This is a genomic window from Pseudomonas sp. p106, from assembly GCF_003936645.1.
GTDB lineage: Bacteria > Pseudomonadota > Gammaproteobacteria > Pseudomonadales > Pseudomonadaceae > Aquipseudomonas > Aquipseudomonas putida_E.
Map to the genome: position 1 here is coordinate 375,693 of NZ_RHQR01000001.1, position 21,205 is coordinate 396,897.

Below are 21,205 nucleotides of genomic sequence, written 5' to 3' on the forward strand. Positions count from 1 at the left end.
GGCCATGTCAGATGTATTCGACCACAGCGTTTCGGCCTCATCGCCGGTACAGGCTCCGCCAGCCTCAAGCTACCCCCGCGATCTCATGGCCCAGGCCCGCCTGCAAGCCAGCGGCGAGCGCCTGCTCAACTGCCTCGAACGCCTCGCCTGCGACACCCCCGACACCTTCATCCGCCGCCTGGGCAGCACCCTGCATTACCCGGTACTGGACAGCCAGAGCCTGTTGGCCAGCACCCCTCGTTTCGACAAGATCAGCCTGGCCCAATGCCTGAAGCGCGAGTTCGTGCTGATAGAGCAGGGCGGTGAACTGCTGGGTGTGTTCGCCGACCCCTTCGACCACGCCCGCCTGGCCTGGATCGACGATGTGCTGCAAGGCGCGCCTTTGTACCTGGCCCACGCCGCCGACCTTGCCACCTTCCTGGCCCGCCACGAAGAAAGCTTTCACGCCGTCGATGCCCTCGATCACGACGCCGAAGCCAGCAGCGAAAGCGACCCGCTGCAACGGCTGTCGCTGACCAGCATCAGCGAAGACCAGAGCAAGGTGGTCAAGCTGGTCAACTCAACCCTTTACGACGCCCTCAAGCAGCATGCCAGCGATATCCACCTGGGCATGACCGGCCAGGGCCTGACCATCAAATACCGCATCGACGGCGTGCTCAACGCGGCCGGCAAGGCCAGTGGCAGCGCCTTCGCCGACCAGGTGATTTCGCGCATCAAGGTCATGGCCGAGCTGGACATCGGTGAAAAGCGCGTGCCCCAGGACGGCCGCTTCAAGGTTGCCGTAGGCGAGCGCCAGATCGACTTCCGGGTGTCGATCATGCCCAGCATCTTCGGTGAAGACGCCGTGCTGCGGGTGCTCGACAAACAGGACCTGTCCGACCGTGTCAGCGGCGTGCAGCTGCAGGCCCTGGGATTTGCCGATGAAACCCTGCGCGCCCTGCGCCGCCTGGCCGCCGAGCCCTACGGCATGATCCTGGTCACCGGCCCCACCGGCAGCGGCAAGACCACCACGCTGTACGCCATGATCAGCGAGATCAACCACGGTGTGGACAAGATCATCACCATCGAAGACCCGGTCGAGTACCAGTTGCCCGGCGTGCTGCAGATCCCGGTCAACGAGAAGAAGGGTTTGACCTTCGCCCGTGGCCTGCGCTCGATCCTGCGCCACGACCCGGACAAGATCCTGGTCGGCGAAATCCGCGACCCCGACACCGCGCAGATCGCCGTGCAGTCGGCACTTACCGGCCACCTGGTGTTCACCACCATCCACGCCAACAACGTTTTCGATGTGATCGGCCGCTTCAGCCAGATGCAGGTCGACCCCTACAGCTTCGTCTCCGCCCTCAACGCTGTGCTGGCCCAACGCCTGATCCGCCTGGCCTGCCCGCATTGCTGCACGCCGTGCGAGGCCGATGACGAAACCCTGGCCGCCTCCGGCCTTACCCGTGACGCCGTGCAGGGCTGGACGTTCGTCCGCGCCCAGGGCTGTGGCCAGTGCCGCGGCAGTGGCTACCGCGGCCGCAGCGCCATCGCCGAACTGCTGCACCTGGACGACGACCTGCGGCAGATGATCGTCGAACGTCGCCCGCTGGCGCAGATCAAGGCGCTGGCCTGCCAGCGCGGCCTGCGTCTGCTGCGCGCATCCGCCCTGGACCTGGTCCGCGAGGGCCGTACCACGCTTGAGGAGATCAACCGTGTCACATTCATTGCGTGATCATGCCTCTACCCGTTACTGCGCCGTGCTCGGCGCCGAAGGCGTCGGCCTGGGCCGCTGGGACGGCAACCAGCACCAATGGCTGGGCAGCCGCGCCTTCACCGGTGACGCCGGGCAACCGGCCTGGGATGCTGCCCTGCAGGCCCTGGCCGCGCTGCTGGGCGAGCATGCCGTGCGCGGTGGCCAGTGCCAGGTGCTGCTGTCGGCGCGCTACAGCCGGTTCTGCCTGGTGCCTTGGAGCGCTGCCATCAGCCATCCACGCGAGCTTGAGGCCTACGCCCGGGCCTGCTTCGAGAACCTCTATGCCCAGCCGCTCGACGACTGGCGCATCGCCCTTTCGCCAGAGCCGGCCGGCGCTGCGCGTATCGCCACAGCGCTGCCTGAGGCACTGCTGCAGGGGCTGCAGGCACTGGCCCGGGAAAATCGCTTGCGCCTGCGTTCGGTGCAGCCGTACTTGATGGCTGCCTACAACCGCTGCTCATCGCAGCTGCAGGCGGGCGATTTCCTGTTTGTCCTCGCCGAGCCACGGCGCAGCGTGCTGCTGCTGGCCGCCGGTGGCGCTTGGCAGCAGGTGCTGACGCAGGGCTGCGCCGACAGCGACCAAGCCCTGCAGGCGCTGATCGAACGGACCTGCGAGCTGTATGGCGAGCACATGCCGCAGGTCTACCTGCATGCCCCGGGCCGGGGCGACGTGCCGCAACTGGCGGCGGTGCAGCTGTGCCAGCCGGCCAGCGAAGCCGACCCGCTGTGCGCCATGTGGCGGGCGGTGGCCTGACATGCGCCGCCTCGACCTGGAATTCCAGCCCCGGCGCAGCAGCCCGCTGGCCTGGTCGCTGCTGGCCCTGGGCGGCGCGGTGGTGGCCGTGCTGGTACTGCTGCAACAGCACCTGCAAGCCGAGCAGGTTCACCTTGAGGCCCGGCTGCACAGCCTGGAGCTGCAACTGGGCCGCCGCCCGGCCACGGTCGCCCCGCAGAACAGCGCCGCCAGCCGCGAGCAGGCTGAACGCCTGGCGCAGATGCGCAGCGTTTCCCAGCAACTGCAACGGCCCTGGCAGCAACTGTTCGCCATGCTTGAAGCGCAACCCCAGGAAGACGTGGCCCTGCTCAGCCTGACGCCCGATGCCCGCAAGGGCCAGGTGCGCATTGCCGCCGAGGCCCGCAACCTGGAAGCGATGCTGCAGTACCACCACCGCCTGGAACAGAGCACCGAGCTCAGCGATGTATCGCTGCTCAACCATGAGGTGGTGGCGGGCCAACCCGAGCACCCGGTGCGCTTCACCCTTACCGCCACCTGGGAGACCGGCCATGCGCGCCCCTGACTCGATAAACAGCCTGATCCTTCAGGAGCAGTTGCGCCGTATCGGCCCGGTCGGCCTGGCCGGTGCCGCAATGGCCGTCCTGGCAGTCGCTGTAGCGCTGGCCGGGGTGCTGCCGCAGTGGCAGGCCCTGCGCGAGCTGCGCGCCAGCGAGGCCGATGCCAGCGCCCAGGTCGAGCGGGTCAGGCGCGGCGAGCTCAAAGTCGCCGTCAAGCCTGAACAGCAAGCGCTGGACAGCCTGCGCCAGCAACTGCCAGGGCAACCTGAAGCCAGCGAGCTGATCGAGCGCCTGTACCACCTGGCCAGCGCCCAACGAATCAGCCTGGCCCGTGGTGAGTACGCCCTGGGTGTCGACCCCAAGACCCAGCTGGCGCGTTACCAGATCGTCCTGCCGGTACGCGGCAGCTATCCGCAGATCCGCGGCTTTGTGCGCGGCCTGCTGGGCCAGTTGCCGACCCTGGTGCTGGAAGACCTGGAGCTGCAGCGCAAGCGCATTGGCGACAGTGAACTCAATGGCCGCCTGCGCATGACCCTTTACCTGTCGAGGTCGTGATGAACACTCAGCGTGCAGTGGTGTGGGTGGGGTTTCTGGGGCTTGCCGGGGCGTTGGCCTGGGCGCCTGGGCACTGGTTCGGCGAGGACAGCGAGGAGGCCCTGATCGCCGGCAAGCCGGCGCCCACACAAGCGGTTTCTGAGAGTGCCGGCGTACCGGTGATGAAGCCAGAACAGGCCACGCGCGACCTGTTCCCCCGCCAGCAATGGACCAAACCCAAGGCCCTGGCCACGGTCACCGAACAACCTGTGGTCGCCACCTCGGTGGTAGCCGCTGCCCCCGCAGCCCCGGCGCTGCCTTTCCAGTTCGTCGGCCGCCTGGGCGATCGCGATGACCTGCAGGTCTTCCTGCGCAGCGGCGAAAAACTCTACGTCGTGCGCCAGGGCGACGTGATTGACGACACCTACCGCCTCGATCGGGTTTCGGCCAATGAGCTGGGCCTGGTCTACCTGCCTTTGCACCAGTCACAGACTCTGTCTGTCGGGAGCGCACCATGAAGCCATCGAAGTTGTGCAAGCCTGCTCCGTTCATGCTGCTGGCGCTCTGCGTGGCCATTGCCGGCTGCGGTTCGAGCGCGGTGCGCAAGGACAGCCAGGCGCTGATGAAAGAAGGCCAGTACGAGGCCGGTATCGCTCGCCTGGAAGAGGCGCTGCGCGACGACCCGCGTGACACCGACCTGAACATTGCCCTGGCCCAAGGCCGCCAGCACGCGGTCGAGGCGCTGCTTGGCCAGGCCGACAGCGACCGCATCCGCCACGACTTCGCCGGCGCGCGCCTTGGTTATGGCCGCGTGCTCACCCTGGAACCGAACAACCGCCGCGCGCATGAGGGCATCCGCCAGCTGGAACTGATGCGCACCCTCGATGACCGTGTTGCGCTGGGCCAGGCTGCGCTGCGCCAGGGCGACCTGTTCGGTGCCGAGCGTTACATGCGTGAGGTGCTGCGCCTGGACCCGCAAAACCAGAAGGGCATCATGCTGCGCAGCGATATCGAGAACGTCCAGGCCCGCACGGCGCAGCCCTTCCCGCAACTGCGCAGCAAGCTGGAGCGCCCGGTGACCCTGGAGTTTCGCGATGCCGAGCTCAAGGTCATTTTCGAAGTGCTGTCCCAGGTGGCCGGCATCAACTTCATTTTCGACAAGGACCTGCGCCCGGACATGAAGGCCACCATCTTCGTACGCGAGGTGCGCATCGAGGATGCCATAGCCCTGTTGCTGGAACAGAACCAGCTGCGCCAGAAGATCGTCAACGACAACACCTTGCTGGTCTACCCCGACTCGCCGCAGAAGACCAAGGACTACCAGGAACTGGTCATGCGCACGTTCTACCTGACCAGCATCGATGCCAACACCGCACTGAACATGGTCAAGACCATGCTCAAGACCCGCGATGTATTCGTTGATGAGCGCCTCAATACCCTGACCATGCGCGACACCCCCGACGCCGTGCGTATGGCCGAGAAGCTGCTGCAGTCGCAGGACCAGTCCAACCCTGAAGTGGTGCTGGAAGTGGAGGTGATGGAGGTGGCCCGCTCGCGCATCCTCGACCTTGGCCTGCAATGGCCCAATACCTTTGGGGTGCTGAGCGATGAGGGCAACCCGGTCAGCGTGCTGGACCAGTTGCGCGGCATCAACTCCGGGCGTATCAGCATCTCGCCGGCGCCCCAGGCCAAGATCAACGCCCAGGACAAGGACATCAACACCCTCGCCAGCCCGGTGATCCGCGTCAGCAACCGCGAGCAGGCGCGCATCCACATCGGCCAGCGTGTGCCGATCATCAGCGCCACCTCGGTACCTTCCACCCAAGGGCCGGTGATCACCGAAAGCGTCACCTACCTGGATGTCGGTCTGAAGCTTGAAGTGCAGCCTACCGTGCACCTGAACAACGAGGTGGCGATCAAGGTGGCGCTCGAGGTCAGCAACGCCACCCCGCTGGAGCCGACCCGCCAGGGCACCATCCCGGTCCAGGTCGACACCCGCAACGCCCAGACCAGCCTGCGCCTGCACGACGGCGAAACCCAGGTGCTGGCGGGGCTGGTGCGCAATGACAAGACCTCCAGCGGCAACAAGATCCCGGGCCTGGGCGACATCCCTGGCCTGGGCCGGCTGTTCGGCAGCAACCGCGATGACATGAGCAAGTCCGAACTGGTACTGGCGATCACCCCGCGGATCGTACGCAACCTGCCTTACCAGAGCCCCTCGGACATGGAGTTCGCCACCGGTACCGAATCGAGCATGCAGGTGCGCCAACTGGCCCTGCCTTTGCCAGCCGGCGCGCTGCCGGCCGATGAGCCGGGCCAGGCGCCTGGCGATGCACCGGTTGTCGACAGCCAGATGGCGGTGGTGCCTGCCGGCAAGGGCCCACGGCCATGAAACGCCGCGTGCAAGGCTTCAGCCTGATCGAGGTGGTGCTGACCCTGGCATTGCTCGGGCTGCTCGCCAGCATGGCTGCACCGCTGACCGAAACCGTGGTGCGCCGCACCAAGGAGCAGCAATTGCGTCAGGCGCTGTACCAGATCCGCGATGCCATCGATGCCTACAAACGGGCCTTCGACGCAGGTTTCATCGAAAAAGGCCTGGATGCCAGTGGCTACCCGCCAAACCTGCAGGTACTGGTCGACGGGGTGCGCGATGTACGCAGCGCCAAGGGCAACAAGTTCTACTTCCTGCGGCGCATCCCGCACGACCCGCTGGTAGCGGCAAAAGACGATGACGGCGGTGGCTGGGGCTTGCGCGCCTATGACAGCGGGCCGGACAACCCGCGTGATGGCGAAGACGTTTACGACGTGTACTCCAAGGCCCGCGGCAAAGGCCTCAACAACATCCCCTACGGGCAATGGTGACGGCCATGAAACGCAGCCGAGGTTTCACCCTGATCGAACTGCTGGTGGTGATGGCGATCATCGCCACGCTGATGACCATTGCCATGCCACGTTACTTCAACAGCCTGGAAAGCTCCCGTGAGGCTGCCCTGCGCCAGAGCCTGGCGGTGCTGCGTGAGGCGCTGGACCACTACTACGGCGACACCGGCCGCTACCCCGACTCGCTGGAACAACTGGTCGAGCAGCGCTACCTGCGCAACACCCCGATCGACCCGATTACCGAACGCGGTGATGCCTGGCAACTGGTGCCGCCGCCAGAAGGGGTGGCCGGAGGCGTGGCCGACATCAAGAGCGGTGCGACAGGGAGGGCACGTGATGGCAGCCACTTCGCACAATGGTAAGGCCTGCAACGGCTTCACCTACCTGGGTGTATTGCTGCTGATCGCAGCCAGCAGCGTGGCCCTGGCGTCCAGCGGCACGCTGTGGTCCAGCGCGGCGCAGCGCGAAAAGGAGCGTCAGTTGCTGTGGGTGGGTGGCCAGTATGCCCAGGCACTGCGCAGCTATTACCGCGCTTCGCCAGGCCTGGCGCAGTACCCGCAGGCGCTGGCCGACCTGCTTGAGGACAACCGTTTTCCCGAGCCGAAACGGCACATCCGCCGGTTGTACCCGGACCCGGTCACCGGCAGTGATGAATGGGGGCTGTTGCGTTCGATCGACGGGCGTATCACCGGGGTGCACAGCCGCTCCGACGCCACCCCGTTCAAACGCAGCGGCTTCGACACGCAGTGGTCCGGCTTCGAAGGCCTCGAGCACTACAGCGACTGGCAGTTCGTCGCCGAGCAGGCCTTCAACGAAAGCGCCAGTGGCGCACAGACCCACAGCAGCCCGGGGGACGCGCCATGAAACGCCTGAACGTGTTTTGCCTGAGCCTTGGCCTGCTGCTGGCCGCCGGGGTATCCGATGTGGCGCAGGCCGATGCCGAAGACGAGATGAAGGGCTTTATCGTCGACAACACCATCTCGCACATCGGCCACGACTTTTACTACTACTTTGCCGACCGCCTGCGCGCCACCAGCCGCTTGGATTTCAACCTGGTGGTGCGAGAACGCCCGGATGCCCGCTGGGGCAGCCTGATCACGGTGGAGTTCGAGCGCGACGTGTTGTACCGCCGCTTTCTGCCACCCAACGTCACCCAACTGAAAGAAGAGGCCGTTGCGGCCGCCGACCTGGTCAAGCAGGAGGTGATTCAACGCAAGCTGCAACGCCTGCTGCAAGACACCACTGATCTGGAGAGGGACGAGCTATGAACACGCGTATACCCCACTGCATCGCCGCCTGTCTCGTGGCCTGCGCCGTTACCGCCCAGGCCACGGAGCTGGTGTACACCCCGGTCAACCCGGCGTTCGGTGGCAACCCGCTCAACGGCACCTGGTTGCTGAACAATGCCCAGGCGCAGAACGACTATGACGACCCCGACCTCAAGGACCGCACCTCCGCCTTTGGCGGTACCTCGGCCCTGGAGCGCTTCAGCAACCAGCTGGAGTCGCGGATGTTGTCGCAGTTGCTGGACAACATCAGCAATGGCCAAACCGGCAGCATGGCCACCGATGCCTTCCTGATCGATGTGATCGATGACTCCGGTGCCCTGAGCATCAAGGTCACCGACCGCGTCACAGGAGAAATTTCGATCATTGAGGTCAGCGGCCTGAACCCCTGAGAGGGACGGGTTGTTATCTGGGGAGAGAACACCATGAAACGTCTGCTGAGCACTTTGCTGATCCTCGCCGCCCTGCAAGGCCTCCAAGGTTGCGGCCTGCGCGAACCGATGTCGGCCGAACAGGACTCGGAAAGCCCGACCCTGACCCCGCGCGCGTCGACTTACTACGACCTGATCAACATGCCACGGCCCAAGGGCCGGCTGATGGCGGTGGTGTATGGCTTCCGCGACCAGACCGGGCAATACAAGCCGACCCCGGCCAGCTCGTTTTCCACCAGTGTCACCCAAGGGGCGGCGAGCATGCTGATGGATGCCCTCAATGCCAGCGGCTGGTTCGTGGTGCTGGAGCGTGAAGGCCTGCAGAACCTGCTGACCGAACGCAAGATCATCCGCGCCTCGCAGAAAAAGGCCGACGTACCGGAGAACATCCAGACCGAGCTGCCGCCGCTGCAAGCGGCCAACCTGATGCTCGAAGGCGGCATCATCGCCTACGACACCAATGTGCGCAGCGGCGGGGAAGGGGCACGCTACCTGGGCATCGACATCTCCCGCGAGTACCGGGTCGATCAGGTCACGGTCAACCTGCGGGCGGTGGACGTACGCACCGGGCAGGTACTGGCCAACGTGATGACCAGCAAGACCATCTACTCGGTGGGGCGTAGCGCCGGGGTGTTCAAGTTCATCGAGTTCAAGAAGCTGCTCGAAGCAGAAGTGGGCTACACCACCAACGAACCCGCGCAGTTGTGCGTGCTGTCGGCTATCGAGTCGGCGGTAGGGCATTTGCTGGCACAGGGGATCGAGCGGCGGTTGTGGCAGGTGGCGGGGGATGCAGGGGATGGCAAGGCTGGGGTGGACAAGTACCTGAGCCAGTCTCAGGCGCAATGACCATGGAGACGAGATCGTCCCTCGCCGGTACAGCGGCGTCCGAGCGCGCTGTACCTCGAGGTGCCATCCTTGTCCACGTACAGCCTGCCTTCAGGACGTCGCCTTGGCAGGCTCCGGGATCCATGTTTTCTGCGCTTCACACTGAACGCCGATCTGCAGGTTGGTTTCGTCCCTATACGGGTTCCCTTTTTCGTCGATCAGGTAGAACACCTCATGCAGGTACTGCTTACCCTGCTTATCCCGGTAACATCTGAACGCCGTGTTCTCAGGGAAGACCTCGCGAATCTTCGAAAACTCGGTAGCGTGCCCTACCATCGCCTGGAACGCGTCATTGTCAAAACTGACCACCTTTCTCAAGTCGACGAAGTCCTGAAAGTACGCCTGCATATCCTTGCCCGAGCAGGTGCCGTGTTTTTGCCATTCATGCGCCAACATACCCTTGGGCTCGCGGGTAACGATGTCCCGCAGGGCTTTGTTGGCAAGCACTGCACTCATCTCATCGGCCCTCATTGCACAGGCTTCGCCGTTGGTGCAGTCAGGGGACTTGGTGCAGTACTGGGGGTGACGATTGGTGAGGTTGCCAATGCTTTCGCTGTAGGGCCAGACACCGTGGGTGAGAAAGCGTTGCGGTGCCTGGTCACAGCCTGGCGTTGAGGGCCGCATGATGCAGAAAGTTGGTTGCCAAGTGACGGAGTAGACCAGGTACTTGGCGGGCGGCGCATCGGCATAGGCCTCTTCATTGGCATCGAGCGCCATGACGCGGCTTGCCCCGAAGAGGGTCAGCACTAGCAGGATTGTGATCAACATGCGCATGGGTTCACTCCCTTGAACGAGGCCGCTCTGGTAGTGGCGGCGTCAGCCCAATTAACCGGGAACAGGAGGGCGCGCGTCTACTGGCAAAAATGTCGGGTGGCTATTTGACTGCATCACCCCGCCTTGCGCAAAGTCAGGTTGATCCGCCGCTCACCCATCCGCGGATGCACGCCCGGCTTGATCGGCAGTACGCCATGAAAGCGCAACCGGTCCTCACCTCCCCAGACCAGCACATCGCCATGGCTCAACGCTATTCGCCGGGTCTTGTCCGAGCGCTGGAAACCACCCAGCAGGAACACCGCCGGCAACCCCAGAGATACCGACACGATCGGCTGGCCGAAGTCCGCTTCGTCGCGATCCTGGTGCAGGCTCAGGCGGGTACCGGGCAGATAGTGGTTGACCAGGCAGGCATCAGGTATGAACGCGTCGAAGCCTGCCGCGGCCGCAGCACGCCCGGCCAGGTCAAGCAGGGCTTCAGGCAGGGCTGGCCAAGGTTCGCCGCTGACGGGGTCGGTCGGGCTGTATCGGTAGCCCTTGGCATCGCTGACCCAACCCAGCGAACCGCAGTTGGTCAAGGCCACCGCCATGTGCAGCCCACCAGGCGTACGCATGTGCCGGAAGGGGGCTGCGCGAAGCACAGGGCGCAGAGCGTCGAGCAGCCGCTCGACTTGCGCAAGGGCAAAGCCGGGCAACAGCACGGTGTGGCTGGCCAGTCGTTGTGGCTGGGGGCCGAACAGGTCGAGATCGGACTGGATCATGGTCGTGATGTCGAGGGATGTGTGTGGCCATTCTAACCCGCTCAGCAGGCAGGCCAGGGTTTTTCACTGCTATAGAACACGGCGAGCCACACGGTATGGGTACCTAGTGCGGTCCATTCCACGCGATGGCGGCAATGGGCCGGGATGTCCAGGCAATCACCCGGCGCAAGCAGCCGTGTGTAGGGCTCATGCTCGAGGCGCAGGCCGGCACTGCCGCTCAGCAGCACGATCCATTCGCCTTCGGGCTGGTCGTACCAGAACCCGGGAGGGCTGCACTGGCCGCTTGAAACAATGCGCTCGATACGCAGGCCCGGGCGTTGCAGGAGGTCATCGACCCGTTCCGGTGTGGCAGGGTCACACGGTGGGAGGGTGGTCAGCACGTTGGCAGGTGTCATAGCGCATCTCGCTGTATGGGAGGTATTTCACTATGGACTGGATCGAAAGGTCGCGCGCTTCTTGACCACCTATCTCGAATGTAGGGATTTTCTGAGATTTATCGGCCGAAAGGCAACGCCACTCCGATCAACGCGAACAAGCCCCCGCAGCACCGATTGAAACCCTTGCCAGCTTTGGCCAGCCAAGGCCTGATACGGAACGCCAACCGAGCCAGCAGGTATTCGACCACGAACTCCACGCTGGCGAAGGTGGCGGCCATGATCACAAACTGCGTGAGCAAGCCGCGCTGCGGGTCGATGAACTGTGGCAGGAATGCGCCATAGAACAGCAGCACCTTGGGGTTGGCCATGGCCGACAGCAGGCCCTGGCGGAACAGACCGGCATTGCTCAGCTGCGCGGGGCGCGTGTTCATTTCAAGGTGCAAGGGCGGGCTGCGCCAGAGCGCAATGCCCAACCACACCAGGTAGGCGCCACCTACCCACTTCAATACCGTCAGCAATGCCGCTGACGTTTGCAGCAGGGCCGTCAGGCCGAACATGGCCAGGGCGATCAGCGCGCTGAAGCCGAACACACCGCCAACGATGGTGAACAAGGTACGGTGAGCGCCATACAGCGCGCCATGGGTCAACGCCAGCAAGCTGTTCGGCCCTGGGGTCAGCGACAGGCCGATGCTTGCCAGCAGGTAAATGAGCCAGGTATCCAGAGCCATGCAACGCGCCTTTTTCGATCAGTGTTCAGGTGTCCAGTCTAAGCGACGGCGTGGCTGGGGCAGGGTATGATCTGGACATTCGAAGGTACTTTCTGGACATCCTCGCATGGCCCCCGATATTCGCCTGCTGATCCTGCCCTTGCCGGATTTCGCGTTGCTGCCCTTTGGCGCATTTCTGGACAAGCTGCGTTTCAGCGCCGATGACGAAGATTACAGCCGCCAGCGCTACTGCAGCTGGACACTCGGCGGGCTGACCGGGGAGCCTGTGGTTTCCAGCAGCGGCGCGGTGGTGCAAGTGGCGGCGATTACCGATTCGCTGGCGCTGGAGGGTTTCGATTACCTGGTGCTGTTCGGCAGCCGCAACGCGCAGGCAACTGCCGGGTTGGCTCCTCGCTACAAGAGCCTGCTCAAGCGCGCAGCCAGGGCTGGGGTGAAATTGGTCGGCGTCGACAACGCGGTTTTCCTGCTGGCGGCCTGTGGTTTGCTGGAGGCGCACAGGGTGGTTGTGCACTGGCGTCACGAAACCGAGTTCCGCGCATTGTTCCCGCACCTTCAGGTACTGCGCGAGCAGCTGTACTGCATCGACGGGGCCCGTATTACATGCGCCGGTGGCACGGCAGCCATCGACCTGGCGGTGGCGCTGTTGTCAGAGGCCTGTGGCCGCGCTCGCGCGCTCAAGGGGTTGGCCGACATGCTGGTGGATGAGACCCGTGACAGCCGCCATGCCCTGCGCTCGCTGGAGGCCGGCGCAGGGCAAGGGCGCCAGGTGCAGCGTGCGCTGGCGTTGATGCGCCACCATATGGGGGCGCGCCTGTCCATCGAGCGATTGGCGGCAGAGCTGGGGATCAGCCGGCGGCAACTGGACCGCCAGTTCCAGGCCAGCCACGGCATGAGCGCCAAGGCCTGGTGGCTGGAAATGCGCCTGCAACAGGCCCGCTGGCGGCTGTGCAACTCCAGCCATGGCCTGGCGCAGATTGCCGAGGAAGTAGGGCTTGGAGATGCCAGTTACCTGGGCAGGCGCGTGCGACAGCGCTTTGGTTGCACGGCGCAGGCGCTACGCAAAGCGGCTCATTGCGGCGTGCCGAACAACGCCGTCCAATAGATGCCCGCATCGCTCTTGGGGTCCACTGCATAGGCAGCCCCCATTTCGCGGAAGTCTGGGTTCATCAAGGTTGCGCAATGCCCAGGGCTGGCCAGCCAGCCATCTACCACCTTTTGTGCCGAGTCACGCCCGGCTGCGATGTTCTCGCCAATCTGCTGGTACAGGTAGCCGGCCAGTTCAGCACGGTCACCCGGCGTGCGGCCGTCGCGGTCGATGTGGTCGAAGAAATTCTGGTTGGCCATGGCCCGTGTATGGTTGGCCGCCACCCCCGCCAGCGCGGTGCTCCAGCCAAGCGCGGGTGCCGCGGCAAAGGGTTGGCCGCCGCATTGTCGCGGTGCCTTGCGCGCAGCGTTGATCGCCTGCAGCACATTTTGCCCCTCTGCCTGCCAGTCGCCCAGGCGCCCGCTGAGCAATGGGCGCGCCAGTACGATGCGCCAGTCGCGGCCTTCCTGGCTGACGCCAATGTCGACGAACTGCGGGTCGAGCACCACCTGGCAGAAGCTTTCCTGGATGGCATGCATCGCGGCGCGGGCGTCGCGCGGGCCGGACAGGCTGATCGCCTGTACGTTGACCATGGGGTAGGCCGCGCGGGTCATGGCCTGCTGCAGGTCGCGCGTACCTTCGGGCGACAGCGCCAGGCGGGTGTCGCTGTTGAGCGGCGGCAGCTCGAGCGATGCTCCATCGCCGCAGGGTTGGGCCTGGCTGCGGTAGGCATTGATCGAATCGATCAGTTGCGCCTCTTCGCCGTTGGCAGCCAGGCTCGAAGTCGAAACGGCCAGGCTTAACGACAAGGCGGCAACGGATGACAGGACGCGCATGTGGATCTCCCTGTGACTGGCAGCGTCTTGGTATGCGCTGCTCATCCTACACAAGCCCAAGGCTTTTGGCCCGGTGTCGTGCAAAGCAATGAAAACAAAACACCAGCAATGGCTTGCAGGCGACAAAAGAGGTGGTAGACCGCGGGTTGCCTGAAAAGTGCGATGCGTTGCCCATCATTGTCGGGGCTTGAGTTTGACTGCGCGCTGTGTGCAAACGTTCGCCGGTGTCAGGGGCTGCGCAACAGTCACCCGGCTCAGCGCGCCAACGCCGGGTTGGGTTTGTAGAACAGAAAGAGCCTTGTCTGGGCGGTCCTGCGGTAGGCTTTGGCCCAGCCGGGGCGCACTGTGCGGTCATGGAAGTAAAGCGCGCCGCCGGTGGTGTCTTTGAGCTGCTGGTTGAGCGCCTTGCGCGCGATCTCCTTGGCGATGTCGTAGCGCTGCGGCTCCTCGACCTGGTCGGAGCGCCCGTCACACCACCAGGAAAACTGGCAGGACTTGCTTTCAACCCCTTGCTTGACCACACCACAGATGGTGTCGGGGAAACCGTCCTTGCCAAGGCGGTTGAGCACCACGCTGGCCACAGCGCTCATGTCTTTTTCATCGGCACCTTTGGCTTCCCAGTAGATCGTGCGTGCCAGGCAGGTGATGCTGTCGTCCAGCGGCGCCTGGCCTGCGGGGTCGACTGCCTTGACTTCACTGGGCGTCAGGGTTTCGGCTTTTTTCGGTGCTGGCGCATCGTCGGCCACCTTCTCTTCAAGCACCTCGGCCTTTTCCTCGGCAACAGTGGCCTTGGCAGTGTCGGCGGCATTCAATGGGCCTGCGAGCAGGGCCGAGGTGAAGCCGATCACCATCCACGATAGGCGCATGGTCCAGGTTCCGAAGTGTTTGCTGATCCTCAGTCTAGCCAAGCGTTTTCAATTGAGCGAAAGCATTAACATCAAGGGTAGGGTCACCGCGGCGGCCACGGTCTGCAAGGCGATGATGGTCGCCATCAACGGTGCGTTGCCGCCCATTTGCCGCGCCATGACATAGGACGACGATGCTGTAGGCAATGCCTGGAACAGCACCGCCACCACCGCCGCCTGGCCGCTCAGGCCGAGCAGGCGGCACAGGCCCCAGGTGGTCAGCGGCATGACCAGGAACTTGAACGTCGAAGCCGCCAACAGCGGGCGTACCTGTTGGCCGACGCTGGCGCCGCCCAGTGCTGCGCCGACACACAAAAGGCCCAAGGGCAGGGCGGCCTGGCCTAGCGCCTTGACTGTAGGCTCGATGCCGGCAGGGAGCCCCAACCCGGTGACGCGCAGCAGCAGCCCGCCAGCACAGCCCACGATCAACGGGTTGGCGAAGATCGCCCGCAGCACGGTGACCGGGGAACTGTGGCGTGCGCTGAAACGGGCGAACACCAGCACGCAAAGCAGGTTCACCAATGGCACGATGGCGGCGTTCGCCACCGCCGCCAGGGCAATGCCCGCACTGCCGTAGAGCCCGGCGGCCAGGGTGGCGCCAATATAGTTGTTGAACCGCACGCCGCCCTGGAACACCGAGGTGAAGTCTGCGCCATCGTGGTTCACCGCACCTTGATACAGCACCAGCAGCGCGGCGCCGAGCAAGGTAGAGAGCATCAGCACGCCGACCATGCCCAGCACCGGCACCCCGTCCAGGTTGGCGGTGGCCAGGCCATGAAGGAACAGCGATGGCAGCAGCACGTAGTAGCTCAGGCGCTCAGCACCAGGCCAGAAGGTTTCAGCCAGAAAACCGCGTACGCGCAAAAATGTGCCCAGGGCGATCAGCAGGATGATGGGAGCCAGCGTGGTCAGCAGGAGGTGGAGCATGGGCGGGGTCCGTGGCCGGGTAACGGCCACAGGTTAGCGCGGCTGGCGGGTTGGTAAAAACGCTTATTTGGGCTTTGCAGAATACGCTGACCGGTTCTGGTAGGAAGTATTTCATTCTGTGGCTGGATTGAATGCCTGCCAACCTGTGCAGTCCCACCTGTTATGTGGGTATGACACCCGCTCACCTCAAACCATGGAGATACATCATGAAAGCACTGGTATTCAGCGCCTTGCTGGCCTCGGCCGGCCTCGCCCAGGCAGCGCAGACCGTGGAACTGAAGCTGGCCGCCGCGGACGGCCCGGGCAAAGTGATCGGCACCGTCAGCATCGAGCAGAGCAAGTACGGCGCCGTGCTCACCCCGGACCTCAAAGACTTGCCACCGGGTGTGCACGGCTTCCACCTGCACCAGAAGCCTTCTTGCGCACCTGCCGAGGAAAATGGCAAACCTGTGCCTGCAGGTGCAGCGGGCGGCCACTGGGATCCGGACTCGACCAATGCACACAAGGGCCCTTACGACGATAGCGGCCACCGCGGCGACCTGCCGGCGCTGTATGTGGGCGCAGATGGCAAGGCCACCTACCCGGTACTGGCGCCACGCCTGAAGGCTTCGGACTTCACAGGGCACGCGCTGATGGTGCATGCAGGGGGCGACAACCACAGTGACCACCCCGAGAAGCTCGGTGGCGGCGGTGCACGGGTCGCTTGCGGGGTGGTTCAGTAGGCTGCCTCAAGGCTGGCGCTCGGCCACGGCCCGAAGGGTGCGCAGCGTCACTACCGGCGCATCCACCACGAAGCGGTTGGCCAGCCAGCCTGGCACATCCCCGGCCGGATCGGCCTGTAGCTGATAGGTCACCTCGGTCGTGCGCTCGCCCAGCGGCTTCATGACCCACTCGCCACTCAGGTGCTACACACGGATCAGCCCCGGCTGCTCCGGCAACTTGTTCGGCTCGGCACTCAAGTGGCGTACCAGGGTGCCGTCGTCGAGCCGTTCGCTGGTGACTTTGAGAATGACGTCGCGCGGCAGGGTAGGCCATGGCAAGTCGGTGGTCAGGTAGACCCAGGTGCTGTCGCCCGCGACTTCCAGCAGGCGCATCTGCGCGCAGGCATACAGCCATTTACAGGCGACACGTAGATTTTCCTGCAGGTCGGTGAGGGTGCGCACGCTGGCCTGCATGGTGCTGACCCCGCGGAACTGCTGATAGGGTGAGCCGGTCACGCCGCGCAGGTACACGCGAATGCCTTCGCGGTCGTAAGCCAGGCTCCAGTCATCAGCAGCTTGCACGCAGGTGAAGGCCAACAGGGCAGCAAACAGGGTACTGCGGTTCATGGCGTGCACCGCGAAGTGGGTAGGCCCTTGAGTATGTGCGGCAAACACAAAGCCCGCCAGGTGGCGGGCTCTGCTACAGCATTCAGGGCTTAACGCTGCGGGTTCAGCGTCAGGTGCACATGACGGTTCACGTCTTTGTACAGCAGGTAGCTGAACTTGCCTGGGCCGCCTGCGTAGCAGGCTTGCGGGCAGAATGCGCGCAGCCACATGAAGTCGCCCGCTTCCACTTCGACCCAGTCCTGGTTCAAGCGATAGACCGCCTTGCCTTCCAGCACGTACAGGCCATGTTCCATGACGTGGGTTTCAGCGAACGGAATCACGCCGCCCGGCTGGAAGGTCACGATGTTGACGTGCATGTCGTGGCGCATGTCGGCCATGTCGACGAAGCGGGTGGTGACCCAGCGGCCTTCGGTACCCGGCATTTCGATGACGGTGGCGTTGTCGCGGTGGGTGACGAACGACTCAGGGATGTCCAGGCCTTCAACCTTCTGGTAGTGCTTGCGCAGCCAGTGGAAGGTGACGTTGGACTTGCTGTTGTTGCGCAGGCTCCACTCGGCGCCCGGGGCGAGGAATGCGTAACCGCCCTGGCCCAGGGTGTGGTGCTTGCCTTCGACGGTGATGTCGATTTCGCCTTCGACGACGAATACGACAGCTTCGGCATTGGGGTCCAGTTCAGGACGCTCGCTACCGCCTTCCGGGGCCACTTCGACGATGTACTGGGCGAAGGTTTCGGCAAAGCCGGTGAGTGGGCGGGCGATGACCCACATGCGCATCTTGTCCCAGAACGGCAGGTGGCTGGTGACGATGTCACGCATCACGCCTTTGGGGATGACGGCATAGGCTTCGGTGAACATTGCACGGTCAGTCAGCAGCTCGGTTTGAGCCGGGTGCCCACCGTGGGGGGCGAAGTAGGAGTGATTCGACATGAACGATCTCGACTTGTTGTTCTCTCCCCATGCCTTGGACCACACCGGCCGGTGCGTGCAGGGGATGCACTGACAGCATAGGGGCCAGCCCCACACATCCACAAATTAAATGTTGGAATGCTCGGTATTTGGTTGCTGAATGCCAGGCCGCTACGCTGTGCTTGCCCTTGCCCAGGGTTTCCCCCGGGCTGTCGGCACAGTCAATCAACCCGCTCAGCCACCAGTAGCAATGACTGCGGCCCTGTACTCTGTGGGTGTTGCGGCTCCTGCAGGCTCGCCAACCTGAAACCTGCCATTTCCAGCGCGTTCAACCAGCTGGCCAGGGTGCGGAAGTACCAGGGCATCGGCTGCCACTTGCCGGCAACACCGGCAAACGATTCTTCGCGCCAGCCGTCCTGGTAATCACCGTGCGCCTCACTCCAAGGGTGCAGTGTCTGGATCACTAGCGCACCGCCGGGTGCCAGCAGTGCGCCAAGCGCCGCCAGCAGGGGGATGATGTCCTGTTGCAACAAGGCGAAGTTGCTGCAGATCAGGTCGTAACCGCTGCCAATCTCGACCGCGCGATTGCACAGCTGCTCATAGCTTGCCAGGTGCACCTGTGGCGAGCCGGCTACCCGTGCCGCCTCGACCAGCGAAGCATCGCCATCCACCCCGGTGGCGTCGATACCACGCTCGGCCAAGGCGCGCAGCAGCCACCCTTCACCACAGCCCAGGTCGAGAACATGTTCGGGCTGGCGGCCGAGTATGGCCACAAGGATGGCTTGATCGGTAACTTGCCGGCGGCTTTCGATGGCGCCGCTGCGCACGGCTTCGATCCAGGTTTTGGCGTTTTGCTGCCAGCTGAGGCGCAGGGCTGTTTCAGGTGAGGGCATGGTGGCCTCCGGGTTTGCCTGCGAAAAAACCGGCGCCTTCAACCTCAATGTCCATACCGGCCAACAAGGCTCTGCGCACCCAAGGCATGCCCTTGCAGCAACTCCATCAGACCATTGCGGTCCAGCCCCTCGGGCAAGACGCCGATGGGTATGTCAGTCGCTATCAGTGTCAACGCATAGTGGTGCGGGTTATCCCCGGCTGGCGGGCACGGCCCGCGGTAGGTGAGGGTGCCGCGCGAATTGCGGCCCACGGTCACACCCTTGGTGGTCAAGGCGTACTTGCCTTCTTCCAGGCTACCCAGTTCAGGGTCGATGTTATAAGCGACCCAATGCACCACCCCGATACCCTTGCCGCCGTCCGGGTCGAACATCACCAAGGCCAGCGAGCGCGTGCCGGCAGGCAAGTTCGCCCAGCTCAACTGCGGGGAACGCTGCTCGCCAGCACCGCAGGCCGGGTCGGGCCCGACCTGCTGCAGGGCGATGACGCCGCCATCGGTGAAAGACGCGGAGCTGATCGACAGCGCACCGGAGCCGCTGCCCGCGGCCAGTGCAGTGCAGGGCAGCAGCGCGGCGAACAGCCAGGGTTTGAGGTTCATGGCAATTCCTTGGCAGGGCGACTCGCCGCAGTGTAGCCCAGGCTGCTGTCAGCGGCTGTCCTGGTCTTCGGCGGTGCCGCCGGTACGCCCGGCGCCAGACCCCGTTGCTTCACCAGTGCTGTTGGAGCCGCCTGCGGCGCCATCGGCCGCATCACCACCGGTGTCGGCGCTGTCGTTGTCCTGGCTACTGCCGGGGCTGTTGACGCTGCTGCCCTCACCGGCAGTCTTGCCGCCTTGCTGGTCGGTTTTCGGGTAGGTGTCGGTGTTGGTGTTCGAGGTATCGGAAGCAGCGAAACTGGTGGCCGAGCCCAGGCCCAAGGCGAGCGTGAAGAGCAGGGGGAGGGGACGAATGCGGATCATGGCGAATCTCCTGTGCGGATGATCTGTCATTCGTTTGGCTGGCCAGTGATGGTGGGGTGCCCTTGGGGCGACGGGCGGTCACCATCAGGGGTGCCCTGCAGCCCCCTGGGTTCAGTGCGCGTTGACGCCTGAGGCCTGAGCCTCTGCCGGCTCCAGCGGCGGGTGCTCCTGCGCCGCCTGCTTCAGGTCTTCGGTCACCCGCAGTTCGGCGCCGGTCGGCGAGAACGTGGTCGAGGCGGTGAACGGTGCCGGGTGCTCCGCCGCCGGGCGTTTGCCCCGGCGCCACAGGAAAAAGCACACCATGCCCAGGTTGACCACGGCAAAGGCCCAGAACAGCCCCGCCTCGCCAAACTCGGTCATGGCCGGCGAAATCGCCAGCGGGGCCATGGCCGAACCCAGCGAGTTGATCAGCAGCAGGCCCTGGATCATCGGTACCAGCGCATCGGACGGGGCCCGGTCGGCCGCATGGCTGACCGCCACCGGGTACAGCGTGAACACCCCACCACCGAGCAGGAACAGCATCACCGGCAGCAACGATGACTGCGACGGCAGGAACACGGTGATCAGCGACAGCACCACGCAAAGCGCTGCCAGCGCGATCAGCACATCCTGGCGGTCCTTGCGGTCGGACCAGCGCCCCACCGGATACTGCAGCAGCATGGCGCCGAGGATCACCCAGGCCATCATGTTGCCGACTTCGCCCACGTCCAGGCCGATGCGCTGCAGGTACAGCGGCAGCAAGGCGTAGATCCCGGCAATGGCCACGCCCGAGCCGAAGCAGCCGACCAGCCCGGAAGGCGCCACACCCAGCAACTGGCGCGGTTTCAACGGTTCGACCTGGTCCAGCAGCGGCGATACCCGCGGCAGGATCACGATCGGCAGCACCGACAACGCGGCGAGCATGCCGGCCAGCATGAACGGAGCGCTGTCACCCAGGTGAGTGATTTCGCCCAAACCGGCCTGGGCAATCACCCCGGCGCCGTAAAAGGCAATCATGTACAGGGCCAGCAACCGGCCGCGGATTTTCGCGTCGCCCGCCAGCAGCAGCCAGCTCTCGATCACCAGGAACACACCGACCGCCGCCCAGCCGTTGATCAGGCGCAGGATCGACCACCAGGTGGTGTCGTAGAAAAGGCCCTGCAGCAGGATGGTCGCGGCGATCAGCGCGGCGAAGCTGGAGTAGGCGCGGATATGGCCGATGCGCAGGATCAGCCGGTCGTTGAAGATCGCGCCCAGGGTCAGGCCCAGGAAGTAGCTCGACGAGACGATACCGATCATCGTTGCCGATTCACCGGCAGCGCCAAGGCGCAGGGTAGTCAGGGAAGACATGAAACCGTTGCCCAGGGCAATGATGAACAGCCCGAGCAGGGGCGCCAGCGCCATGGCCAGCAAACGCGCAGACATACAAACCTCAAGTTGGAGTGGCGGTTGGGAGCGCCTTTTCGAACGCGCACGCCAAACAGGCCCAATGAGGGCCGCAAGGCTGCACGGGTGTGCCTGGGCTGGATGCGACCTGGGCAAGACTCAACCGCTGGCCGCACAAAGAGCTGGGCCGGGCGGGGTCGGTTGAGCCTATTTCACATGGACGGGCATGTGGTCAGGCTTGGACTCTGTCGTTGCTGCCGGTTGCCACCGTTCAAGGCGACGGGCGAAAAGGAGGCGCGATTCTACGGCCTGCGAGGGGTTTGCC

General features: G+C 64.4%; 26 protein-coding genes and 1 pseudogene. 14 read left to right on the forward strand and 13 right to left on the reverse strand.

Translation table 11 applies throughout. From position 1 onward, the window contains the following. Positions 1-4: 4 nt before the first annotated feature. From EGJ09_RS01925 to EGJ09_RS01980, 12 genes are read left to right on the forward strand one after another with little or no spacing between them, the layout of a single operon-like run. The gene (locus tag EGJ09_RS01925; RefSeq protein WP_119688961.1) at positions 5-1,714 is read left to right on the forward strand and encodes a GspE/PulE family protein; all 1,710 of its coding nucleotides are present in this window, start codon (positions 5-7) and stop codon (positions 1,712-1,714) included. Next, complete coding sequence (locus tag EGJ09_RS01930; RefSeq protein WP_125923069.1) at positions 1,695-2,489, forward strand: hypothetical protein; 795 nt, start codon at positions 1,695-1,697, stop codon at positions 2,487-2,489. The genes EGJ09_RS01925 and EGJ09_RS01930 overlap by 20 nt, the downstream gene beginning before the upstream one ends. 1 nt (position 2,490) lies before the next feature. Further along, positions 2,491-3,033 (forward strand): PilN domain-containing protein, encoded by a 543-nt coding sequence (locus EGJ09_RS01935; RefSeq protein ID WP_012314325.1) that lies wholly within the window; start codon positions 2,491-2,493, stop codon positions 3,031-3,033. Further along, positions 3,020-3,583 (forward strand): type 4a pilus biogenesis protein PilO, encoded by a 564-nt coding sequence (pilO, locus tag EGJ09_RS01940; RefSeq protein WP_046787662.1) that lies wholly within the window; start codon positions 3,020-3,022, stop codon positions 3,581-3,583. Before EGJ09_RS01935 ends, pilO begins: the two co-directional genes overlap by 14 nt. Further along, entirely contained in the window at positions 3,583-4,080 is a 498-nt protein-coding gene (locus EGJ09_RS01945) for a hypothetical protein (protein WP_125923070.1), read from the forward strand. The genes pilO and EGJ09_RS01945 overlap by 1 nt, the downstream gene beginning before the upstream one ends. After that, positions 4,077-5,954, forward strand: coding sequence for a secretin N-terminal domain-containing protein (locus tag EGJ09_RS01950; RefSeq protein ID WP_125923071.1), 1,878 nt, complete (start codon positions 4,077-4,079; stop codon positions 5,952-5,954). The genes EGJ09_RS01945 and EGJ09_RS01950 overlap by 4 nt, the downstream gene beginning before the upstream one ends. Beyond that, a complete protein-coding gene (locus EGJ09_RS01955; protein ID WP_039601768.1) occupies positions 5,951-6,424 on the forward strand; it encodes a type II secretion system protein in 474 nt (157 codons plus the stop codon). Before EGJ09_RS01950 ends, EGJ09_RS01955 begins: the two co-directional genes overlap by 4 nt. Before the next feature lie 5 nt (positions 6,425-6,429). Continuing rightward, positions 6,430-6,804, forward strand: coding sequence for a type II secretion system protein (locus EGJ09_RS01960; RefSeq protein ID WP_039601767.1), 375 nt, complete (start codon positions 6,430-6,432; stop codon positions 6,802-6,804). Beyond that, positions 6,779-7,306 carry a type II secretion system protein gene (locus EGJ09_RS01965; protein ID WP_046787659.1) on the forward strand — a complete coding sequence of 176 codons (528 nt, stop codon included), beginning with the start codon at positions 6,779-6,781 and terminating at the stop codon, positions 7,304-7,306. Before EGJ09_RS01960 ends, EGJ09_RS01965 begins: the two co-directional genes overlap by 26 nt. After that, positions 7,303-7,710, forward strand: a complete 408-nt coding sequence (csgE, locus tag EGJ09_RS01970) for a curli production assembly/transport protein CsgE (protein ID WP_046787658.1) — start codon at positions 7,303-7,305, stop codon at positions 7,708-7,710. The genes EGJ09_RS01965 and csgE overlap by 4 nt, the downstream gene beginning before the upstream one ends. Continuing rightward, positions 7,707-8,120, forward strand: a complete 414-nt coding sequence (locus tag EGJ09_RS01975) for a curli assembly protein CsgF (RefSeq protein WP_012314333.1) — start codon at positions 7,707-7,709, stop codon at positions 8,118-8,120. The genes csgE and EGJ09_RS01975 overlap by 4 nt, the downstream gene beginning before the upstream one ends. A 33-nt stretch (positions 8,121-8,153) precedes the next feature. Further along, positions 8,154-9,005, forward strand: a complete 852-nt coding sequence (locus EGJ09_RS01980; protein ID WP_046787657.1) for a CsgG/HfaB family protein — start codon at positions 8,154-8,156, stop codon at positions 9,003-9,005. 90 nt (positions 9,006-9,095) lie between these two features. Here EGJ09_RS01980 and EGJ09_RS01985 read toward each other — a convergent pair whose 3' ends face one another. The 4 genes from EGJ09_RS01985 to EGJ09_RS02000 all read right to left on the reverse strand — a co-directional run bounded on the left by EGJ09_RS01985 (position 9,096) and on the right by EGJ09_RS02000 (position 11,681). Next, on the reverse strand, positions 9,096-9,818 hold the full coding sequence (locus tag EGJ09_RS01985) for a ribonuclease (protein WP_115274981.1): 723 nt from the start codon (positions 9,816-9,818) through the stop codon (positions 9,096-9,098). 113 nt (positions 9,819-9,931) lie between these two features. After that, positions 9,932-10,576: a DNA oxidative demethylase AlkB gene (gene alkB, locus EGJ09_RS01990; RefSeq protein ID WP_125923072.1), complete on the reverse strand. Its 645-nt coding sequence runs from the start codon at positions 10,574-10,576 to the stop codon at positions 9,932-9,934. A gap of 41 nt (positions 10,577-10,617) precedes the next feature. Next, positions 10,618-10,971: a cupin gene (locus tag EGJ09_RS01995; protein ID WP_125923073.1), complete on the reverse strand. Its 354-nt coding sequence runs from the start codon at positions 10,969-10,971 to the stop codon at positions 10,618-10,620. A 98-nt stretch (positions 10,972-11,069) separates the two neighbouring features. Then, positions 11,070-11,681 (reverse strand): LysE family translocator, encoded by a 612-nt coding sequence (locus EGJ09_RS02000; RefSeq protein ID WP_125923074.1) that lies wholly within the window; start codon positions 11,679-11,681, stop codon positions 11,070-11,072. A 106-nt stretch (positions 11,682-11,787) separates the two neighbouring features. On the opposite strand from EGJ09_RS02000, the gene EGJ09_RS02005 reads away from it, so the two are divergent. Then, positions 11,788-12,783 carry a GlxA family transcriptional regulator gene (locus tag EGJ09_RS02005; RefSeq protein WP_119688966.1) on the forward strand — a complete coding sequence of 332 codons (996 nt, stop codon included), beginning with the start codon at positions 11,788-11,790 and terminating at the stop codon, positions 12,781-12,783. Here the strand turns inward: EGJ09_RS02005 and EGJ09_RS02010 are convergent. From EGJ09_RS02010 to EGJ09_RS02020, 3 genes are all read right to left on the reverse strand, one after another. Next, positions 12,750-13,601 (reverse strand): CAP domain-containing protein, encoded by an 852-nt coding sequence (locus EGJ09_RS02010; protein ID WP_046787650.1) that lies wholly within the window; start codon positions 13,599-13,601, stop codon positions 12,750-12,752. The two genes, EGJ09_RS02005 and EGJ09_RS02010, sit on opposite strands and share 34 nt — an antisense overlap. 254 nt (positions 13,602-13,855) lie before the next feature. Beyond that, a complete protein-coding gene (locus EGJ09_RS02015) occupies positions 13,856-14,467 on the reverse strand; it encodes a cell wall hydrolase (RefSeq protein ID WP_125923075.1) in 612 nt (203 codons plus the stop codon). A gap of 48 nt (positions 14,468-14,515) precedes the next feature. Next, on the reverse strand, positions 14,516-15,433 hold the full coding sequence (locus EGJ09_RS02020; RefSeq protein ID WP_046787648.1) for an AEC family transporter: 918 nt from the start codon (positions 15,431-15,433) through the stop codon (positions 14,516-14,518). A gap of 206 nt (positions 15,434-15,639) precedes the next feature. On the opposite strand from EGJ09_RS02020, the gene sodC reads away from it, so the two are divergent. After that, positions 15,640-16,155, forward strand: coding sequence for a superoxide dismutase family protein (gene sodC, locus EGJ09_RS02025; RefSeq protein WP_125923076.1), 516 nt, complete (start codon positions 15,640-15,642; stop codon positions 16,153-16,155). A gap of 6 nt (positions 16,156-16,161) precedes the next feature. Here sodC and EGJ09_RS02030 read toward each other — a convergent pair. The 6 genes and pseudogenes from EGJ09_RS02030 to EGJ09_RS02055 form a co-directional block, all read right to left on the reverse strand. Continuing rightward, positions 16,162-16,761 (reverse strand): annotated as a pseudogene (locus EGJ09_RS02030) (START domain-containing protein). 89 nt (positions 16,762-16,850) lie between these two features. Further along, a complete protein-coding gene (locus EGJ09_RS02035) occupies positions 16,851-17,687 on the reverse strand; it encodes a bifunctional allantoicase/(S)-ureidoglycine aminohydrolase (protein ID WP_012314347.1) in 837 nt (278 codons plus the stop codon). 200 nt (positions 17,688-17,887) lie between these two features. Next, positions 17,888-18,559 carry a bifunctional 2-polyprenyl-6-hydroxyphenol methylase/3-demethylubiquinol 3-O-methyltransferase UbiG gene (locus EGJ09_RS02040; protein ID WP_125923077.1) on the reverse strand — a complete coding sequence of 224 codons (672 nt, stop codon included), beginning with the start codon at positions 18,557-18,559 and terminating at the stop codon, positions 17,888-17,890. Between the two features lie 44 nt (positions 18,560-18,603). Further along, entirely contained in the window at positions 18,604-19,155 is a 552-nt protein-coding gene (locus tag EGJ09_RS02045) for a YbhB/YbcL family Raf kinase inhibitor-like protein (protein ID WP_125923078.1), read from the reverse strand. Positions 19,156-19,203: 48 nt separating this feature from the next. Next, positions 19,204-19,515: a hypothetical protein gene (locus EGJ09_RS02050; protein WP_125923079.1), complete on the reverse strand. Its 312-nt coding sequence runs from the start codon at positions 19,513-19,515 to the stop codon at positions 19,204-19,206. A 111-nt stretch (positions 19,516-19,626) separates the two neighbouring features. After that, complete coding sequence (locus EGJ09_RS02055) at positions 19,627-20,919, reverse strand: MFS transporter (protein ID WP_115274974.1); 1,293 nt, start codon at positions 20,917-20,919, stop codon at positions 19,627-19,629. Positions 20,920-21,205: the final 286 nt, after the last annotated feature.

What these genes read in the sequence shown, in the direction of transcription:
- EGJ09_RS01955 (WP_039601768.1), top strand. Translation starts at nt 5,951, where the DNA reads ATGAAACGCCGCGTGCAAGGCTTCAGCCTGATCGAGGTGGTGCTGACC.
- EGJ09_RS01995 (WP_125923073.1), bottom strand. Translation starts at nt 10,971, where the DNA reads ATGACACCTGCCAACGTGCTGACCACCCTCCCACCGTGTGACCCTGCC.
- EGJ09_RS01960 (WP_039601767.1), top strand. Translation starts at nt 6,430, where the DNA reads ATGAAACGCAGCCGAGGTTTCACCCTGATCGAACTGCTGGTGGTGATG.
- EGJ09_RS02055 (WP_115274974.1), bottom strand. Translation starts at nt 20,919, where the DNA reads ATGTCTGCGCGTTTGCTGGCCATGGCGCTGGCGCCCCTGCTCGGGCTG.
- EGJ09_RS02020 (WP_046787648.1), bottom strand. Translation starts at nt 15,433, where the DNA reads ATGCTCCACCTCCTGCTGACCACGCTGGCTCCCATCATCCTGCTGATC.
- EGJ09_RS02050 (WP_125923079.1), bottom strand. Translation starts at nt 19,515, where the DNA reads ATGATCCGCATTCGTCCCCTCCCCCTGCTCTTCACGCTCGCCTTGGGC.
- EGJ09_RS01925 (WP_119688961.1), top strand. Translation starts at nt 5, where the DNA reads ATGTCAGATGTATTCGACCACAGCGTTTCGGCCTCATCGCCGGTACAG.
- EGJ09_RS01965 (WP_046787659.1), top strand. Translation starts at nt 6,779, where the DNA reads ATGGCAGCCACTTCGCACAATGGTAAGGCCTGCAACGGCTTCACCTAC.
- alkB (WP_125923072.1), bottom strand. Translation starts at nt 10,576, where the DNA reads ATGATCCAGTCCGATCTCGACCTGTTCGGCCCCCAGCCACAACGACTG.
- EGJ09_RS01975 (WP_012314333.1), top strand. Translation starts at nt 7,707, where the DNA reads ATGAACACGCGTATACCCCACTGCATCGCCGCCTGTCTCGTGGCCTGC.
- EGJ09_RS01950 (WP_125923071.1), top strand. Translation starts at nt 4,077, where the DNA reads ATGAAGCCATCGAAGTTGTGCAAGCCTGCTCCGTTCATGCTGCTGGCG.
- EGJ09_RS02015 (WP_125923075.1), bottom strand. Translation starts at nt 14,467, where the DNA reads ATGCGCCTATCGTGGATGGTGATCGGCTTCACCTCGGCCCTGCTCGCA.
- EGJ09_RS02035 (WP_012314347.1), bottom strand. Translation starts at nt 17,687, where the DNA reads ATGTCGAATCACTCCTACTTCGCCCCCCACGGTGGGCACCCGGCTCAA.
- sodC (WP_125923076.1), top strand. Translation starts at nt 15,640, where the DNA reads ATGAAAGCACTGGTATTCAGCGCCTTGCTGGCCTCGGCCGGCCTCGCC.
- EGJ09_RS01985 (WP_115274981.1), bottom strand. Translation starts at nt 9,818, where the DNA reads ATGCGCATGTTGATCACAATCCTGCTAGTGCTGACCCTCTTCGGGGCA.
- EGJ09_RS02000 (WP_125923074.1), bottom strand. Translation starts at nt 11,681, where the DNA reads ATGGCTCTGGATACCTGGCTCATTTACCTGCTGGCAAGCATCGGCCTG.
- EGJ09_RS01935 (WP_012314325.1), top strand. Translation starts at nt 2,491, where the DNA reads ATGCGCCGCCTCGACCTGGAATTCCAGCCCCGGCGCAGCAGCCCGCTG.
- EGJ09_RS01945 (WP_125923070.1), top strand. Translation starts at nt 3,583, where the DNA reads ATGAACACTCAGCGTGCAGTGGTGTGGGTGGGGTTTCTGGGGCTTGCC.
- csgE (WP_046787658.1), top strand. Translation starts at nt 7,303, where the DNA reads ATGAAACGCCTGAACGTGTTTTGCCTGAGCCTTGGCCTGCTGCTGGCC.
- EGJ09_RS01980 (WP_046787657.1), top strand. Translation starts at nt 8,154, where the DNA reads ATGAAACGTCTGCTGAGCACTTTGCTGATCCTCGCCGCCCTGCAAGGC.
- EGJ09_RS02010 (WP_046787650.1), bottom strand. Translation starts at nt 13,601, where the DNA reads ATGCGCGTCCTGTCATCCGTTGCCGCCTTGTCGTTAAGCCTGGCCGTT.
- pilO (WP_046787662.1), top strand. Translation starts at nt 3,020, where the DNA reads ATGCGCGCCCCTGACTCGATAAACAGCCTGATCCTTCAGGAGCAGTTG.
- EGJ09_RS02040 (WP_125923077.1), bottom strand. Translation starts at nt 18,559, where the DNA reads ATGCCCTCACCTGAAACAGCCCTGCGCCTCAGCTGGCAGCAAAACGCC.
- EGJ09_RS02045 (WP_125923078.1), bottom strand. Translation starts at nt 19,155, where the DNA reads ATGAACCTCAAACCCTGGCTGTTCGCCGCGCTGCTGCCCTGCACTGCA.
- EGJ09_RS02005 (WP_119688966.1), top strand. Translation starts at nt 11,788, where the DNA reads ATGGCCCCCGATATTCGCCTGCTGATCCTGCCCTTGCCGGATTTCGCG.